The sequence below is a fragment of the Polynucleobacter sp. AP-Nickl1-40-C4 genome (genome assembly GCF_035012665.1).
Classification (GTDB): Bacteria; Pseudomonadota; Gammaproteobacteria; order Burkholderiales; family Burkholderiaceae; genus Polynucleobacter.
The window spans coordinates 359916-375602 of record NZ_JAYGQR010000001.1 but is presented as its reverse complement, the minus strand read 5'-3'; the positions used below and the strand labels follow the sequence as shown (position 1 = coordinate 375602).

Annotated in this window: 16 protein-coding genes, 2 tRNA genes and 1 pseudogene; 12 read left to right on the top strand and 7 right to left on the bottom strand. The window is 46.3% G+C overall.

Translation table 11 applies throughout. From position 1 onward, the window contains the following. Positions 1 to 5: 5 nt before the first annotated feature. Complete coding sequence (gene nagZ, locus VC182_RS01770; protein ID WP_323484287.1) at positions 6 to 1085, top strand: beta-N-acetylhexosaminidase; 1080 nt, start codon at positions 6 to 8, stop codon at positions 1083 to 1085. Between the two features lie 67 nt (positions 1086 to 1152). Here the strand turns inward: nagZ and efp are convergent, their stop codons facing one another. Then, entirely contained in the window at positions 1153 to 1713 is a 561-nt protein-coding gene (gene efp, locus VC182_RS01765) for an elongation factor P (protein WP_072583128.1), read from the bottom strand. 87 nt (positions 1714 to 1800) lie between these two features. Further along, the gene (gene earP, locus VC182_RS01760; protein WP_323484286.1) at positions 1801 to 2871 is read right to left on the bottom strand and encodes an elongation factor P maturation arginine rhamnosyltransferase EarP; all 1071 of its coding nucleotides are present in this window, start codon (positions 2869 to 2871) and stop codon (positions 1801 to 1803) included. Here earP and uvrC point away from each other — a divergent pair. From uvrC to VC182_RS01735, 5 genes are all read left to right on the top strand, one after another. After that, a complete protein-coding gene (gene uvrC / locus VC182_RS01755) occupies positions 2870 to 4780 on the top strand; it encodes an excinuclease ABC subunit UvrC (RefSeq protein ID WP_216122114.1) in 1911 nt (636 codons plus the stop codon). The two genes, earP and uvrC, sit on opposite strands and share 2 nt — an antisense overlap. A 33-nt stretch (positions 4781 to 4813) precedes the next feature. After that, positions 4814 to 5389, top strand: a complete 576-nt coding sequence (gene pgsA / locus VC182_RS01750; RefSeq protein WP_215359402.1) for a CDP-diacylglycerol--glycerol-3-phosphate 3-phosphatidyltransferase — start codon at positions 4814 to 4816, stop codon at positions 5387 to 5389. Positions 5390 to 5505: 116 nt separating this feature from the next. After that, positions 5506 to 5581: transfer RNA gene (locus VC182_RS01745), tRNA-Gly, on the top strand. A gap of 49 nt (positions 5582 to 5630) precedes the next feature. Then, a tRNA-Cys gene (locus VC182_RS01740) sits at positions 5631 to 5704 on the top strand. 93 nt (positions 5705 to 5797) lie between these two features. After that, positions 5798 to 6259: a hypothetical protein gene (locus VC182_RS01735; RefSeq protein ID WP_072583124.1), complete on the top strand. Its 462-nt coding sequence runs from the start codon at positions 5798 to 5800 to the stop codon at positions 6257 to 6259. 69 nt (positions 6260 to 6328) lie between these two features. On the opposite strand, the gene lexA is transcribed toward VC182_RS01735, so the two are convergent. Beyond that, a complete protein-coding gene (gene lexA, locus VC182_RS01730; protein ID WP_216122116.1) occupies positions 6329 to 7048 on the bottom strand; it encodes a transcriptional repressor LexA in 720 nt (239 codons plus the stop codon). A gap of 59 nt (positions 7049 to 7107) precedes the next feature. Here lexA and VC182_RS01725 point away from each other — a divergent pair, with 59 nt between their 5' ends. From VC182_RS01725 to dnaB, 6 genes are all read left to right on the top strand, one after another. Beyond that, positions 7108 to 8184, top strand: a complete 1077-nt coding sequence (locus VC182_RS01725) for an asparaginase (RefSeq protein WP_216122118.1) — start codon at positions 7108 to 7110, stop codon at positions 8182 to 8184. A 134-nt stretch (positions 8185 to 8318) separates the two neighbouring features. Beyond that, complete coding sequence (rpsF, locus tag VC182_RS01720; protein ID WP_215361101.1) at positions 8319 to 8693, top strand: 30S ribosomal protein S6; 375 nt, start codon at positions 8319 to 8321, stop codon at positions 8691 to 8693. A 59-nt stretch (positions 8694 to 8752) separates the two neighbouring features. Continuing rightward, positions 8753 to 9046 (top strand): primosomal replication protein N, encoded by a 294-nt coding sequence (gene priB / locus VC182_RS01715; protein WP_072583120.1) that lies wholly within the window; start codon positions 8753 to 8755, stop codon positions 9044 to 9046. A gap of 13 nt (positions 9047 to 9059) precedes the next feature. Beyond that, entirely contained in the window at positions 9060 to 9332 is a 273-nt protein-coding gene (gene rpsR, locus VC182_RS01710) for a 30S ribosomal protein S18 (RefSeq protein WP_011902267.1), read from the top strand. A gap of 13 nt (positions 9333 to 9345) precedes the next feature. After that, positions 9346 to 9798, top strand: coding sequence for a 50S ribosomal protein L9 (gene rplI, locus VC182_RS01705; RefSeq protein WP_215362772.1), 453 nt, complete (start codon positions 9346 to 9348; stop codon positions 9796 to 9798). A 24-nt stretch (positions 9799 to 9822) separates the two neighbouring features. Continuing rightward, positions 9823 to 12318 (top strand): replicative DNA helicase, encoded by a 2496-nt coding sequence (dnaB, locus tag VC182_RS01700; protein ID WP_323484285.1) that lies wholly within the window; start codon positions 9823 to 9825, stop codon positions 12316 to 12318. Positions 12319 to 12405: 87 nt separating this feature from the next. Here dnaB and VC182_RS01695 read toward each other — a convergent pair whose 3' ends face one another. The 4 genes and pseudogenes from VC182_RS01695 to VC182_RS01680 all read right to left on the bottom strand — a co-directional run bounded on the left by VC182_RS01695 (position 12406) and on the right by VC182_RS01680 (position 15663). Next, positions 12406 to 12672 (bottom strand): hypothetical protein, encoded by a 267-nt coding sequence (locus VC182_RS01695; protein ID WP_072583117.1) that lies wholly within the window; start codon positions 12670 to 12672, stop codon positions 12406 to 12408. 118 nt (positions 12673 to 12790) lie between these two features. Next, positions 12791 to 13174, bottom strand: a pseudogene (locus VC182_RS01690) (C40 family peptidase); the annotation flags it as partial. A gap of 127 nt (positions 13175 to 13301) precedes the next feature. Then, a complete protein-coding gene (locus VC182_RS01685; RefSeq protein WP_072583115.1) occupies positions 13302 to 14963 on the bottom strand; it encodes a PhoH family protein in 1662 nt (553 codons plus the stop codon). Positions 14964 to 15195: 232 nt separating this feature from the next. Then, a complete protein-coding gene (locus VC182_RS01680) occupies positions 15196 to 15663 on the bottom strand; it encodes a peroxiredoxin (protein WP_323484284.1) in 468 nt (155 codons plus the stop codon). Positions 15664 to 15687 lie beyond the last annotated feature (24 nt).

Here is a 15687-nt window from a genome sequence, read left to right as displayed (position 1 = left end):
AAGAAATGAGTAAGTCAACCATGGCCCCCGGCCCAGTCACTCTGGATGTAGTTGGTCTGGAATTAAATGCCGAGGATCGTCGACGCATCTTGCATCCCCTGACTGGTGGCGTTATTTTATTCGGTAGAAACTTTACTAATCGTCAGCAGCTCATTAAATTAACTGCTGCCATTAAGAAGCTGCGCCCTGATGTGCTTATATCCATTGATCATGAGGGTGGTCGAGTGCAGCGTGCAAGAACAGACGGCTTTACCCACTTACCAGCTATGCGTAAATTGGGTGAATTGTGGAGTGCTAAAAATAAATCAACTCATGCTGCAGAATCTGCTGCTATCGCAATGGCTGCAGCAACAGCTTGTGGATATGTGCTTGCTACTGAACTGCGTGCTTGTGGAGTTGACTTCAGTTTTACTCCGGTGCTGGATTTAGATTTTGGCAGAAGCGGCGTGATTGGCGATCGATCTTTTAGTCGTGATCCACAAATAGTCTTTGCTTTGTCGAAAAGTTTGAACGAAGGTTTGCGTCTTGCTGGCATGGCCAACTGCGGCAAGCATTTCCCTGGGCATGGCTGGGCTGAGGCTGATTCACACGTGGCCATCCCAGTGGATGAGCGTCCTTTAAAAGAAATCTTGAATGATGATGCCAAGCCTTACGAGTGGTTAGATCTAAGTCTGGCATCAGTAATGCCTGCACATGTAATTTATCCAAAGGTAGATAAGAACCCAGCAGGATTTTCAAAGATTTGGCTCCATTCCATCTTGCGTCAAGAATTAGGCTTTGAAGGTGTGATCTTTAGTGATGATCTCTCTATGGAAGGCGCAAGTGTTGCAGGGTCGGTAGTCAAGGGTGCAGAAATGGCTCTAGATGCTGGTTGCGATGCGGTATTGATCTGTAATCGTCCAGACCTTGCTGATCAACTACTCTCAAAATTAAAAGTCTCAAAAACAAAGCAATCTGAATCTGCAACACGTTTAAATCGTCTGATGCCTTTAGCGCCAGCGCCAATATGGAGTGAATTGCAGAACGAGGCTCAGTACCAGCACGCTAAAGGCCTGCTTGTGCAGTTAGGTTTGATTGCTGAGTAAGTTAAATTCATTTGTAGAAATAAAAAAGCCCGGCATGCCGGGCTTTTTAACATCTGTAGCCAGCTAATTAGTTAGCGCGGCTACGATATTCGCCGGTGCGAGTATCGATCTCGATCTTGTCACCAGTGTTGCAGAACAAAGGAACTTGCAATTCATAGCCAGTTGCTAATTTTGCGTTCTTCAATACCTTACCTGAGCTGGTATCACCTTTAACTGCTGGCTCTGTGTAAATGATTTCACGAACCAATGAGTTAGGCATTGCTACTGAGAGTGCTTTACCTTCGTAGAACACCACTTCGCATGGCATGCTTTCTTCAAGGTAGTTCAATGCATCACCCATGAACTCAGCTTCAACCTCGTACTGGTTGTATTCAGTATCCATAAACACATACATCGGATCTGCGAAATAAGAGTAAGTGCATTCTTTCTTATCGAGAATCACAACATCAAATTTGTCATCCGCCTTGTAAACACCTTCGTTTGGCGCGCCGGTTAACAAATTCTTAAATTTCATTTTCACAACAGAGGAGTTGCGGCCAGAGCGGCTATATTCGGCCTTTAAAACGACCTGGGCATCGGTGCCGATCATCACTACGTTACCAACGCGGAGTTCTTGTGCTGTTTTCATCTTGCTATTCCTGGGGGCAGAGCTAATTTTCTGCGGTTTTTATCAAAAACAAGATTGTAACCGCCCGCAAGCCTTTATTGCTTGGGATTAGGCGACAAAGCGGATTAAACGCGCTGGCAAGCCGCCATCTGCTTGTTTTTCAAGTAAATGGGTGCGCCAGTGCTTGGCATGCGCATTCCAGCGGTTTAAGTCCCTAAACCATTCGCTGGGCATAGCCCAAGTCATGGCGGCAATCGTAGCTAGCCTCAATTCTTGGTTGGCCTCTTCCAGATAGAGATCCAGAAAAGCTGCTAATTTCACTTCATGGGCGCGGTCTTCTTGAGGGTAGATATGCCAAATAAATGGTTTGCCAGCAAGTTGAGCGCGTACAAAAGAGTCTTCCCCTCGAACAATGTTGAAGTCGCATTGCGATAGCGCCCAGTCATATTCATCCTGAGATACAAATGGCATTGAGAGCAGTTGGAGATTGTTGGGTAGAGAGATGGGGTGCTCTCCATAAAGACTGAGTTGCTCAGCATGACCATGGGCAAGCAAGACATCAACATCTTCACCAAGACGACCTAAGTCAGCTAGCCATTTTTTAAGTGGCGCACCTGGGTAGCAAAAGATGCTGATCCGTTTTGCACCAGGACGTAACTTGGACCATGTAGCCTTCAGATCGTCAGGAATATTTTTTGCCACAAGATGACCTTCTGCTGGAATGGGGTCCAGCAATAGCCCACCCACCTCATCCTGAAAGCCGGGAAAGAAAAAATATTTCGGAATGCCGTGTGACTGAGGTGACGCTTTACCATGAAAATCAATTACCCAGGGCTCTGCGCTCAAGTATTCCAAGTTAATGATGATAGGTTTGACCGGGGCGATAAATAGGCCTGCCAAGTAACGTTCTGGTAATTCACAGCCAAAGGCCTCAATCACAACATCGGGTATTTGTACTGGGTGACGAGCATTAGCATGGCTAGCCTCCCATGGCTGCATATCAATTTTTTGCTTAATGGATGGGTCTACTCCAGATGCGAGTAAATTAAGGGTTGGCAGATCATCGCAAAAAATACGAACCTCTTGCCCATGAATGCTTGATAAGCTTCGGGCTAGACGCCAGCAAACACCGGCATCACCATAGTTATCGACGATTTGGCAGAAAATATCCCAACGCATGAGTAATTCGCTTTTTGAAACCCTTCAGCAGGATGTTAAACGGCTACCCGGATTACCGGGGGTATATCGCTTTTTTGATGAAGCGGGACATATTCTGTATGTAGGCAAAGCGCGCAACCTCAAAAAGCGTGTCTCTAGTTATTTCCAGCGCACCCAGTTATCACCGCGTATCGAGCTGATGGTGGGCAAAATTGCCCGCTATGAGACAACGGTAACACGGACTGAAACGGAAGCCCTCATTCTAGAGAATAATCTTATTAAAGAGTTGGCTCCCCCATTCAATATTCTCTTTCGTGATGACAAGTCTTACCCCTATGTGATGTTAACTGGGCATCAGTTCCCAAGGCTAGCCTCGTACCGAGGAAAAGTGGATAAGCGCAATCATTACTTTGGACCATTTCCGAATAGCTGGGCAGTGCGCAATAGCGTGCAGATTCTTCAAAAAGTATTCCGCTTAAGAACTTGCGAGGATTCTGTTTTCAAGAATCGCAGCCGTCCTTGCCTCTTGCATCAGATTCATCGCTGCAGTGCCCCATGCGTCGGTCGCCTTAGTGTTGAGCAGTATGGGCAAGATGTTGCTCAAGCTACCCGCTTTTTAGAGGGTGATCACAGCCGAGTGTTATCCGAGCTTGAAAAAGAAATGCACAAGCATAGCCAAGCAATGGAGTTTGAGATGGCTGCGGTGTTGCGAGATCGCATTGCTGACTTATCTAGTGTCTTGCAGCAACAGTCGATGGATACCGTTGCCGAAGGTGAGGGTGATGTGGATGTGATCGCTGTAGCACAAATGGAGGGTATGGTTTGTGTGAACTTAGCTATGATTCGTGGCGGCCGTCACTTGGGTGATAGAGCCTATTTCCCTAAAGGTTTGCGCTCCACTTCCGGCGAGTTGCCATCCCCAGCAGAAATACTAGAAGCCTTTATTACTCAGCATTATTTAGAAGAGCATGCCGATGAGACTGCTGCGAATTTAATTCCACCGGTTCTCGTACTAAATCATGCCCTGCAATCAGCAAGTGATGATTTGACTCAACTCAATGAATCTCCCCCAGAAGATTTACACGAGTTATTAAATGCACAAGCTGGCAGAAAAATTACTTTCTTGCACCAACCTCAAGGTCAAAGACGTCACTGGCTTGGAATGGCAGAGGGAAACGCGAAGATTGCACTTACTAAACGCTTAGTTGAGACGGGTGGGCAGTTGGCTAGGGCACGTGCATTGGCTGATATCTTGAGCCTCGAATTGGAAAGTCTTGAGCAGCTGCGCATCGAATGTTTTGATATTAGCCACACCTCTGGTGAGGCAACCCAAGCATCTTGTGTGGTGTATGCCAAAAACGCAATGCAGTCGAGTGAGTATCGACGGTTCAATATTAATGACATCACACCAGGTGATGATTACGCAGCTATGCGCCAGGTCTTGCAGAGACGCTACGCTAATTTTCAAGAACTGCCTGTTGAAAAGATTCCTCAAGTGATTTTGATTGACGGCGGCAAAGGCCAGGTAGAAACGGCAAGACAAGTTCTTTCTGAATTTGGCATGGATGTTGGTTTGATTGTGGGCGTTGCTAAGGGTGAAGGCCGTAAGGTTGGACTGGAAACACTCATTTTTGCAGATGGACGTAAGGCGTTGGAGTTGGGTATAGATAGTGCGGCATTGCTATTAGTAGCTCAGATACGGGATGAGGCGCACCGCTTTGCGATTACTGGCATGCGAGCTAAACGCGCTAAGGCTAGGACAATCTCCCGTCTAGAGGAGATTGAGGGCATTGGTGCCAAGCGACGTCAAAAGTTGTTGGCTCGTTTTGGCGGCTTAAAGGGCGTCTCTAATGCCAGTATCGAAGAGATTGCCAGTGTTGAGGGTGTCTCCTTAACGCTCGCTGAACAGATATATCGTCAGCTTCACTAGGAGCATTGACCGTTCTTGGTTTATGCTTATCCAATGCCTTTTAATCTTCCGATCGCTCTAACCTGGTTGCGTGTTGCAGCGATTCCGCTGTTGGTAGCTATTTTTTATCTTCCCAATTCTTGGCTTACTCCGTTTGATAAGAATCTGATTGCAGCAATCATCTTTATCTCTGCTGCCATTACTGATTGGTTGGATGGTTTCTTGGCCCGCCGTTTAAAACAAGAGTCTGCATTTGGCCAATTTTTAGATCCGGTTGCAGACAAGCTGATTGTTGCAGCTGCACTATTGGTTTTATTGAATATGGATCGCGTTCAAGTTTGGGTTGCACTCATCATCATTGGTCGTGAAATCACGATCTCCGCCCTGAGAGAGTGGATGGCTTTATTGGGAGCCGGAAAAAGTGTGGCAGTTCATATGGTTGGTAAGCTCAAAACGACTGCTCAACTCGTAGCCATTCCCTTTTTATTGCTCAATGACACCTTATTTGGTTGGTTAAATTGTGCGCAAGTAGGTACCTGGTTAATTTGGATTGCCTCCTTTTTAACGCTTTGGTCGATGTTCTATTACATGAAAAAGGCCTTGCCTCAGCTCGCCGGAAAAATAGACTAAGTGTTGTAAAGCCCAGCCAGTTAAGCTTTTCAGGGGGATTGAATTCCCTTGGCTTTTAGGTTTTGCTGGGAATAATGCTTTCTTGCAGATTGTTTGTTAAACTACTGCCCTGTTATGCGGGAATAGCTCAGCTGGTAGAGCGATACCTTGCCAAGGTATAGGTCGGGAGTTCGAACCTCCTTTCCCGCTCCAAGTTCGATGGGAAGCCCTCAAAAGCTTCCCATTTTTGATTCAAGAGTATGGCGCGTTGGCCGAGTGGTTAGGCAGGAGCCTGCAAAGCTTCGTACGGGGGTTCGATTCCCTCACGCGCCTCCAGTAATTTGTCTTGACGAATTAGGTGCATCACCTAAAATACTTTTAACTATCGTAAGTAAAAAGTGTCAACCACCTTAATCAAGCACAACCCACATGATCACAATTCAAACTTTGAAAATCAGTGCCCTCGCATTATTTTTATCAGCACTCTTGGGTGCATGCGCTAGTTCGGGAGATTCTCCCACTGGTACAGCAGAAGAGATTCAAGAGGTGCAGTCCCAACTTTTGGGTGACATGCCTTTACCGCAAGGCGCACGACTGTCTGGTGGTGATTCCATCATTATTGGCCGTGGCAACGAATGGGTTGGTAGAGCGGTAGTCAATGCACTTCAAGGTGCAACTGATGTCTACGCATTTTTCCAATCAGAATATCCAAAGGGTGGCTGGACAATAGTGACTGCTGTGAAAGCAAAAACGAGTATTTTGGTTTTCACTAAAGGCGATAGAACTGCTACTGTTGAAATCGTGGATGGATCTCTTGGCGGTCCTAAGTCAGTCATCATCGTGACCTCTTCACCAAAGAACGCAAACGTAGTTGCTCCAACTCGTAAATGATTTGACTGGGTAACGTAGTAAATAAAAAAGGCCTCTAACCAAGAGGCCTTTTGCTTTAGGGGCTTGAGCTTAAAGCCCTTCAGCCCTTATCAAGCCAACTGCCTGGCCTTCAATGGCAAAGTTGGGCTGACGATCGTCAACCAAAATGTTTTTGAAGTCTGGGTTCTCTGCTTGCAATTCGATGACCATGCCGTTCGCAGTTTTCTTTTGTTGCCAACGCTTCACAGTCACTTCATCATCAAGGCGAGCAACAACAATGTCACCGTTGCGAACTTCGGTTGTCTTTCTTACGGCTAAATAATCGCCATCCAGAATGCCGGCATCGCGCATACTCATGCCTTTTACTTTTAATAAGTAATCAGCACCTTTGCTAAATAAATTTGGATCAACCGGAACATGCTTTTCAATATGTTCCACAGCCATGATTGGGGATCCAGCGGCAACACGACCAATTAATGGCAACGTGAGTTGTTGTAATGCGCCTGACGGTAAAGAAAGCTGGCGGTATTTATTGCTATTGTGCGATTGATTAAATCGTTGCGGAATCCGAATGCCGCGTGAAGTGCCGGGCGTTAATTCGATATAACCTTTTTTGGCAAGTGCGCGCAGATGTTCTTCGGCAGCATTGGCAGAGGCAAATCCGAGTTGGGTGGCTATCTCTGCACGGGTTGGCGGCAGACCACTTTCATCGATGGCCTTAGTAATCAACTCCAAAATCTCATTCTGACGTGGAGTGAGCTTGGGGAGGGCAGTCAGCCCCTCCGGAAAATCGACTGTGTTTATGTCCATACTGGGATTGTATACAGCAGTATTTGATAGATCAAGCTATTTAAGGGGGATAATGGGGTATGAGCTCTCAACAAAATACTCCTGAAACCTCACCCCACATTTTAGTGTTGGGTATGGGTGGCACGATCGCCGGCTTGGCACCGAGCCCAGCAGATAAACCTCTGCAATATGAAGCTGGCCAGGTCGAGGTTTCCTCTTTGCTTGCCCATATTCAATCTGCCGTTCCAGAAGGCATTAGCTTAGTTTCAAGGCAGGTTGCCAACATCAATAGTCGCAATCTGACAGAGCCCTTATTAACAATTTTGGGTGAAACTGTGAGAGAGGCCCTTGCTAATACCTTGGTTAAAGGCATAGTGGTCACTCACGGAACTGACACGATTGAGGAGACGGGTGTCTTTTTGCAGCTGACTTGCGGTAAATATGCTCAAAATTTAGGCAAAAGAGTCATCTTGACTGGCGCCATGTTGCCGTCCAATGCACCTAAGGCGGATGGCCCATCCAACTTGCTAGACGCTATTCGTTGGGCATCTAGCCCATTAGATGATTGCCCAGGCGGCATATATGCCGTAATGGATGGCAGAGGTTGTTTGGCCATGGACCTAGCAAAACGCCACGGTAGCGCCCTCAATGCGCCCATCCAAGCTTCTCCTAGCAGCTCAGTTGGGTTGATTAATCCATCCTGGTTGTCGGGCGTGAAGGCAGTTCAGGCGCTTTGGAGTGAGGATTTGCCTATTCCTAAGGAGGGTGAATGGCCTTGGGTAGAGATATTGACGAGCCATGCAGGCGCTCGCTCAGAAACGATTACCCATTGGCTAAACTCCAAAGTAAAGGGCTTGGTCCTTGCGGGTTCGGGTATGGGGGGCTTTCATGATGCGTGGAGAGATCCCCTGGGGGCAGCAGTAAAGCATGGAATTGCCTTGGTGAGAACTACTAGAACGGGCGCGGGTGAAACCCTGTCCGATTTGCCTGAAAAGGACATTGGCGGGTGTTTGGCATCAGGCAGTCTTACTGCTCCTAGGGCCAGAATTGCACTCCAGCTAGCGTTGAATGCCGAAAAACAGGCTCAAATAGCTGGTAAATCCCTGACTTGGCAGGATTTTTTTGCTAGAATAGCGGTCTTGCCTGTAATACGGTAAGTGCTGAAAAGCAGTTGTAAAAGTGTTGTTAGCAGTACCTACAATTTGTTACTACCTTGTCACACTGGCGCTGAGTTCACAACCATCAGAACTTAGCAAGACGCCCAGGTGACTCTATCCTTAAGGAGTGTTAGATGCGTCATTATGAAATCGTCTTTATCGTCCATCCGGACCAAAGCGAGCAAGTGCCAGCGATGATCGATCGTTACAAAGCTACATTAGCAGCTGCGGGCGGCAAAATACATCGTATGGAAGATTGGGGTCGTCGTCAGATGGCTTACATGATCGACAAGCTTGCTAAAGCCCATTACGTTTGCATGAACATTGAGTGCGACCAGAAAACTCTGGAAGAGCTCGAGCATGCGTTCAAATTTAACGATGCTGTTTTGCGTCACCTCATCATCAAGACTAAGAAAGCTGAAACAGAGCCTTCCATCATGATGAAAGAAGTGCAACGTGAAGAAGCACGCAAATCAGCTCAAGCCGACGCTCCAGTAGCGGCAGCCTAAGTTAAAAATTTGAAGAGGAATACACAGACTAGAAAACGTATGAGAGAAGCGGAGCGGCGTTGAATCATTTCACCCTCACTGCAATCTTGGTATCCAAAGACGCAATTCGATTTACACCAGCAGGAATACCGGTGATGCATTGCCAGCTAGAACATAGCGGCCAAGCAAACGAGGTAGGAGTGGCAAGGAAAATTCAGATGAACGTTGAAGCCATCACAATCGGTCCAATACAAAAGGACTTAGAGCGAATGGATTTAGGAACTGAGGCAGTGTTTGAGGGATTCTTAGCACCCAAGACTCTACGTAATCAAAGACTTGTTTTCCATATTACCCATATTCAATTGAAAAATTAAAGAGGAAATCATCATGGCGTTTGGAAAGAAACCCGATTTCAAAAAGAAACCAGCTCAGAACCCATTGTTCAAGCGTAAGCGTTATTGCCGTTTCACTGTTGCTGGTGTAGAACAGATTGATTACAAAGATGTAGATACATTGAAGGACTTCATTGGCGAAAACGCCAAGATCACTCCTGCTCGTTTGACAGGCACAAAAGCTAAATATCAGCGTCAGTTAGACACTGCTATTAAGCGTGCTCGTTACTTGGCTTTATTGCCATTCTCCGATCAACATAAGAAATAATTGGGAGCCCTCAATGCAAATCATTCTTTTAGAAAAAGTAACTAACCTGGGCAACCTTGGCGACGTAGTTCGCGTTAAAGACGGTTTCGCTCGTAACTTTTTAATCCCACAACGTAAAGCGCGTCGTGCAACTGAAGCAGCGATTGCTGACTTTGCAGTTCGTCGTGCTGAGTTGGAGAAATTAGCTGCTGAGAAATTGGCTGCCGCTGAAGCAGTTGGCATCAAGCTCAAAGATTTGGTTCTTGAAATCGGTCAAAAAGCAGGTGTTGACGGTCGTTTGTTTGGTTCTGTAACCAATCATGACATCGCTGATGCCTTGAAAGCTAAAGGCTTTGTAATTGAGAAGTCTTCAGTTCGTTTGCCTACTGGCCCATTGAAAATGGTTGGTGATCACCCTGTAGCGGTTGCTGTTCATACCGACGTAGTTGCAGACATCACTATTCGTGTAGTTGGCGAGCAAGCTTAAGTTTTAGAACTGTAAATAAGCCACATGGCTGAATCCCGTTCACGTTCCGTTACGCTGAATCCCGGCATGATGGGTTCTGGGGATGCAGTCGTGCAGGCTTTAAAAGTTCCGCCGCATTCTGTAGAAGCCGAGCAATCTTTGCTCGGCGGTCTACTGATCGATAACTCCTCTTGGGATAACCTGGGTGGAGTATTAAACGATAAAGATTTCTATCGCCCCGAACATGCTTTGATCTACAAAGCGATTGCTCGTTTGGTTGGCGACAATCATCCCGCTGACGTCATTACTGTTCATGATGCAATTAAATCTGAGCAGGGTGGTGATTTGGTTGGTATTGATTACCTAAATTCATTAGCGCAAAACACTCCCAGTGCAGCGAACATTAAAGGCTATGCCGATATTGTTCGTGACCGCAGTATTTTGCGTCGCCTGATCGAAGTTTCTGACAGCATTGTTAATTCAGCATTTGTTCCTGAGGGACGTACTGTTAGAACGCTGTTGGATGAAGCTGAGTCACGCATTCTTCAGATTGGCGAAGAAGGTAGTCGCAAAGCCGACTATCTAGAGATTGAACCTTTGCTGAAGGCTGTTGTTGCCCGCATTGATGAGCTCTATAACCGCCAAGGTGGAAGCGACATCACCGGTATTGCAACTGGCTTCATAGATTTAGATAAGCAAACTAGCGGCCTGCAAAAAGGTGACTTAGTGATTGTTGCGGGTCGTCCTTCTATGGGTAAAGCTCAGCCTCTAGATGCAAAAGTGAAAACGGTTGATGGCTGGAAGTTGATGGGTGATTTGCGTTTTGGCGATCGCCTGGCTTCCGTTGATGGCCAGCATTCAATGGTTACCGGTATTTATCCGCAAGGTCTTAAGCAGATATACAAAGTTACATTTTCTGATGGTCGTCAAGCTGAGTGTTGTGATGAGCATCTCTGGCGGGTGATGTATCGCGATTGGTCCGAGCCACGCGTTGTCAATACCACCCGATTAATGGAAATGCTGCAATGTGTTCGATATAAAAATAGATTGTGGATTGATCCTGTTTCGGGTGACTTTGGCCACTCGAATGCATTGCCAATTCATCCATGGGTTTTAGGTGCGTTGCTAGGTGATGGCACTCTAGCCCTTTCTCATGGATCAGTTATGTTTTCAACTAAGTCACCTGAGCTTGTAGAACGCATGAATTTGCTTGCGAACTATGAGATGCAGTTGGTGCATGCTAATGCATATGACTGGAGAATAGTCTCTAAAGCTAGAATTGCAGCCAATGGTGCACGTCAAGCAGTTCCAACAAATTATTTCAGATCTGCATTGCAGGATATAGGTGTTCTTGGCTGCAGAAGTTTTGATAAATATATTCCTGCTACTTATCTAGAGGCGAACAAGACTTCTCGTCTCGCATTATTCCAGGGATTGATGGATGCCGATGGGTGGATTGAGAAGTGGGGTTCTATTCGTTTCTGTACGGCGAGTAAGCAATTGTCTGAAGACGTTGCGGCTTTAGCCAGGTCTTTGGGTGGCTTTTGCTCAACAGCACAGAAAAAATCAAGCTACACCTACAAGGGTGAAAAGAAGCAAGGCCGCTTATCTTATGTTTTAAATATGAGTTTTGGTCCCGGTTTTCAAGCTTTTACTCTGCCCGAAAAGACTGAAAGATTAAGAGCAAGCTGGGATCGCCAACGTAGACTTTCATTTAAAAGTATTGAGCCATCCAGAATGTCTCAAGCGCAATGTATTTCAGTTAGTCACCCCCAAAGAACTTACGTAACGAATGATTATGTCGTTACTCACAACACTGCATTTGCATTAAATATCGCCGAGAACGTTGCGCTTGCTGAAGGCTTGCCTGTTGTGGTGTTCTCTATGGAGATGTCGGGTGAGCAATTGGCTGCCCGTTTGCTTGGATCAGTAGGGCGCGTAGACCAAGGTCGTATGCGTACTGGTAAGCTGCAAGACGATGAGTGGCCACGCGTCACAGATGCAATTGCTCGCTTAAGTAATACCCAAATTCTGATTGATGAGACTGGTTCTTTATCAAGCTTAGAGTTGCGTGCACGCGCACGTCGCATTGCCAGAAACTTTGGTGGCACCCTTGGTCTAGTAGTAATTGACTACTTGCAGTTGATGAGTGGCTCTGGTTCTGAAAACCGCGCAACCGAGATTTCAGAAATCTCCCGCTCACTCAAGTCACTCGCAAAAGAATTGCAGTGTCCTGTAGTGGCGCTCTCCCAGTTAAATCGTGGTCTTGAGCAACGTCCTAATAAGCGTCCAATCATGTCTGACTTACGTGAGTCAGGTGCTATCGAGCAAGATGCCGACTTAATTATGTTCATCTATCGTGATGAGGTTTATCACCCGGACACTACCACCGATAAAGGTATGGCTGAGATTATCATTGGTAAACAACGTAACGGTCCGATTGGAACTGTGCGCTTAAGCTGGCAAGGTCCGTATACCAAGTTTGATAACTTAGCGATGGGCTCTGTTGGTTACTCTTCTGGTGGATACGAGCCTTTTTAAATCCAAATAAGAAAACAAATTGCCCAAAGAAAAAGCCTCACACTGTGAGGCTTTTTTTATTCGGCAATTAAGCTGAATTGATAAAGCTTATTTACCGCCTTCACATTTCTTGATTGAAGCAGCTTTAGCTGCGCCATAAAGTGGTTTGCCATCTTTGCTAATTGCTTTAGCTTCACATTCATTTGCTTGAGCTCCGCCCATGCATTTTTTAATGGAAGCATCTTTAGCTGCGCCATAGAGGGGCTTACCTTCTTTGCTTACTGCTTTAGCTTCGCAAGCCGCTTGGTCAGCGAAAGCAGAAGTAGAGAGTGCAAAACTAAATGCAATACTTAAAGCGATGATGATTTTTTTCATGACATCTCCAATTGTGAGTACTTCAGTTCGTGGACTACTTAATAAAATACTGTAATCTAAATTAAGATATTAGGAAACATGGGGAAAGTGCTATTAACCCTAAAGAATGTCAATATCAGGGCACCATACGACGTGCTTCAGTAAATTTAGCTGCCCAATAGGGTGATGTGATGTAGTCTAATCGCACAGTGCCACCGGCACTAGGGGCATGAACAAACCTGCCTTGCCCAACATAGATTCCGGCATGGGAATATTTTTCACCGGTAGTGTTAAAGAACACTAAATCACCTGGTGCGGGAGGCTGCCCTTCAATGCTTCTACCTTTGGTGCTCATCAATTGAATCGTGCGCGGTAGTTTTACCCCAGCCGCTTTGTTATAGACATACACAATCAGACCGCTGCAATCAAAACCACCCTTTGGGGTATTGCCACCATAGCGATAGGGCACATCCACCAAGCCTACGGCTGCAATGGAGATATCTTCAGTGCCGACGCTAGTGTCTTGCTTAAATTGAGAAACTTTCGAAGAGGATCCCGATTTACTGCCGAATGTGCTGCATCCGCTTAGGATGAGTAAGCTGCAAATAAAAATGCCGCACCCTAAAAGAGTGCGGCATGAGAGGGATTGCTTAGAGTGCGTCAGCAGCATGATCCGCAAGACGTGAGCGCTCACCGCGAGCCAATGTCACATGACCACCGTGACGCCAGCCTTTGAAGCGGTCCACCACATAAGTTAAACCGGAAGAACCTTCTGTTAAGTAAGGCGTATCAATCTGGGCGATATTACCTAAGCAAATGATTTTGGTTCCAGGGCCTGCACGGGTTACCAAAGTCTTCATTTGTTTTGGGGTTAAGTTTTGCGCTTCATCGATGATCACAAATTTACTCACAAAAGTTCTGCCGCGCATAAAGTTCATGCTCTTTACTTTAATGCGGGAGCGAATTAACTCTTGAGTTGCAGCACGACCCCATTCACCAGCGCCGCCATCTTCGTTGCGCTGTAATACCTCGAGGTTATCGTCAAATGCACCCATCCAAGGTTGCATCTTTTCTTCTTCGGTACCTGGGAGGAAGCCGATATCTTCACCTACAGGGACAGTGGCACGTGTAATGATGATCTCGTTATAGCGTTTGCTGTCGAGGACCTGCTCGAGGCCGGCAGCCAGTGCTAGCAAGGTTTTACCAGTTCCCGCTTGACCCAATAAAGTCACAAAATCCACATCCGGATTCATGAGCAGATTCATGGCAAAGTTCTGCTCACGGTTACGTGCAGTCACACTCCAAACATTATTTTTCTGATGAGAGAAGTCTCTGAGTGTTTGCAAGAGAGCAGTCTTGCCATTAATTTCTCTAACCTGAGCATAGAAAGGCGTGGAACCATCGGGATTTTCTTGATAGACGAACTGATTGACCAACATGCTTTGTACGGAAGGTCCAGTCACTCGATAGAACATCGTGCCGGATTTAGAGTCAGCCCAGCTTTCCATATCCTTGCCATGTTTGGGCCAAAAGTCGGCATTTAGTTGCATGACTCCGGCATACATCAAGTCGCGATCTTCTAAAACTTGGTCATTGAAATAATCTTCAGCCGGTAAGCCAAGTGCGCGGGCTTTGATGCGCATATTGATATCTTTGGATACCAATACTACTTCTTGACCTTTGCGAGTTTTTTGCAGCTCACTCACTACCGCCAAAATCATATTGTCACCCTTACCTTCAGGTAAGCCTTCAGGTAATGCTTGTGTAGAGAATTTGGTTTGGAAGAAGAGGCGCCCAGTCACATCTTGGTTGCCCAGCTTATTTAGGGGGATGCCTTCATCCAGAGTGCCACTAGTACCAGCAATCAGTTGATCCAGGGATCTGCTAACAGTACGAGCATTGCGGGCTACCTCAGTCATGCCTTTCTTGTGATTGTCCAACTCTTCTAGAGTGGTCATCGGCAGGTATAGGTCGTGCTCAGAGAAGCGGAACAAGGAACTTGGATCATGCATCAATACGTTGGTATCGAGAACAAATAAGCTCGGCGGTCCAGTACGAATTACACGTTTAGGTTTTGCTGGTGTAGGCGCCTTGCTTTCGTTTCGCACATTAGAAGTGGGGCGATGATCTGCTTTGATCTTCTCGAGAGCTACTTCTGCAGCGGATAAATCTTCCTCTGCGTCGTTGGTCCAGTCAACGGCTTCCACTACCATCGGTTTTGCTTGAGCAGGGCGTTTCTTTAAGTCGGGAGTATCTTTGCGACTGAGTTTGACTTGATCAGCAATTTGAGTGGGGATTGGGGGCAGTGGCATGGACTCTCCTAAAAGAAAAAACCGCCAAGCGGATTGCATTGACGGTTTATTACGAAACTGGTTGTATTAAGGTCTGAAAAACGGAGGGGGTTACTCCCCGTACCTGATCTGAGATATTCAGGCTTCTGATTCAAACGGATTGTCAGACTTTCCCGTCGTTTACGGTGCATATGAACCACTTTACCCCAAATTTTGGGGTTTGCAAGCACCTCAGATCAAATTATTGTAAAAATTATTTAGTGGCTTGAGCAGTCTGTAACACCTCTGTCACATGACCCGGAACCTTAAGGCCACGCCACTCTTTTGCTAGTTTGCCGGATGAGTCAAATAGGAAGGTGCTGCGCTCGACGCCACGAACTTGCTTGCCGTACATATTCTTCATTTTCATGACGCCAAAGATCTGACAAAGCGTTTCTTCGGTATCAGCAACCAACTCAAATGGGAGTTCTAGTTTGCTGCGGAAATTGTCGTGTGACTTGAGGCTATCTCGTGAAACGCCTACCACCAGAGTATTGGCTTTGGTGAATGCTTCAATATTGTCTCTAAATTCTCCGGACTCAGCTGTGCAGCCTGGAGTCATGTCTTTAGGGTAGAAGTAGAGGACCAGTTTTTTGCCTTTCGCGGAATCAGGCGAAAATGTTAATCCAGAGGTTGCTGGAATCGCACACTGCGGCATGGGTTTACCGATAGCTACTGTCATGATGATCCTTCGTTGGTTGTCTCT

Bases quoted from the DNA above. Each gene is read 5' to 3' on its own strand.
- efp (WP_072583128.1), bottom strand. From the start codon at position 1,713: ATGAAAACAGCACAAGAACTCCGCGTTGGTAACGTAGTGATGATCGGC.
- earP (WP_323484286.1), bottom strand. From the start codon at position 2,871: ATGCGTTGGGATATTTTCTGCCAAATCGTCGATAACTATGGTGATGCC.
- nagZ (WP_323484287.1), top strand. From the start codon at position 6: ATGAGTAAGTCAACCATGGCCCCCGGCCCAGTCACTCTGGATGTAGTT.
- VC182_RS01695 (WP_072583117.1), bottom strand. From the start codon at position 12,672: ATGAAAAAAATCATCATCGCTTTAAGTATTGCATTTAGTTTTGCACTC.
- pgsA (WP_215359402.1), top strand. From the start codon at position 4,814: ATGCCTTTTAATCTTCCGATCGCTCTAACCTGGTTGCGTGTTGCAGCG.
- VC182_RS01680 (WP_323484284.1), bottom strand. From the start codon at position 15,663: ATGACAGTAGCTATCGGTAAACCCATGCCGCAGTGTGCGATTCCAGCA.
- rpsR (WP_011902267.1), top strand. From the start codon at position 9,060: ATGGCGTTTGGAAAGAAACCCGATTTCAAAAAGAAACCAGCTCAGAAC.
- VC182_RS01725 (WP_216122118.1), top strand. From the start codon at position 7,108: ATGAGCTCTCAACAAAATACTCCTGAAACCTCACCCCACATTTTAGTG.
- VC182_RS01685 (WP_072583115.1), bottom strand. From the start codon at position 14,963: ATGCCACTGCCCCCAATCCCCACTCAAATTGCTGATCAAGTCAAACTC.
- rpsF (WP_215361101.1), top strand. From the start codon at position 8,319: ATGCGTCATTATGAAATCGTCTTTATCGTCCATCCGGACCAAAGCGAG.
- dnaB (WP_323484285.1), top strand. From the start codon at position 9,823: ATGGCTGAATCCCGTTCACGTTCCGTTACGCTGAATCCCGGCATGATG.
- VC182_RS01735 (WP_072583124.1), top strand. From the start codon at position 5,798: ATGATCACAATTCAAACTTTGAAAATCAGTGCCCTCGCATTATTTTTA.
- lexA (WP_216122116.1), bottom strand. From the start codon at position 7,048: ATGGACATAAACACAGTCGATTTTCCGGAGGGGCTGACTGCCCTCCCC.
- uvrC (WP_216122114.1), top strand. From the start codon at position 2,870: ATGAGTAATTCGCTTTTTGAAACCCTTCAGCAGGATGTTAAACGGCTA.
- rplI (WP_215362772.1), top strand. From the start codon at position 9,346: ATGCAAATCATTCTTTTAGAAAAAGTAACTAACCTGGGCAACCTTGGC.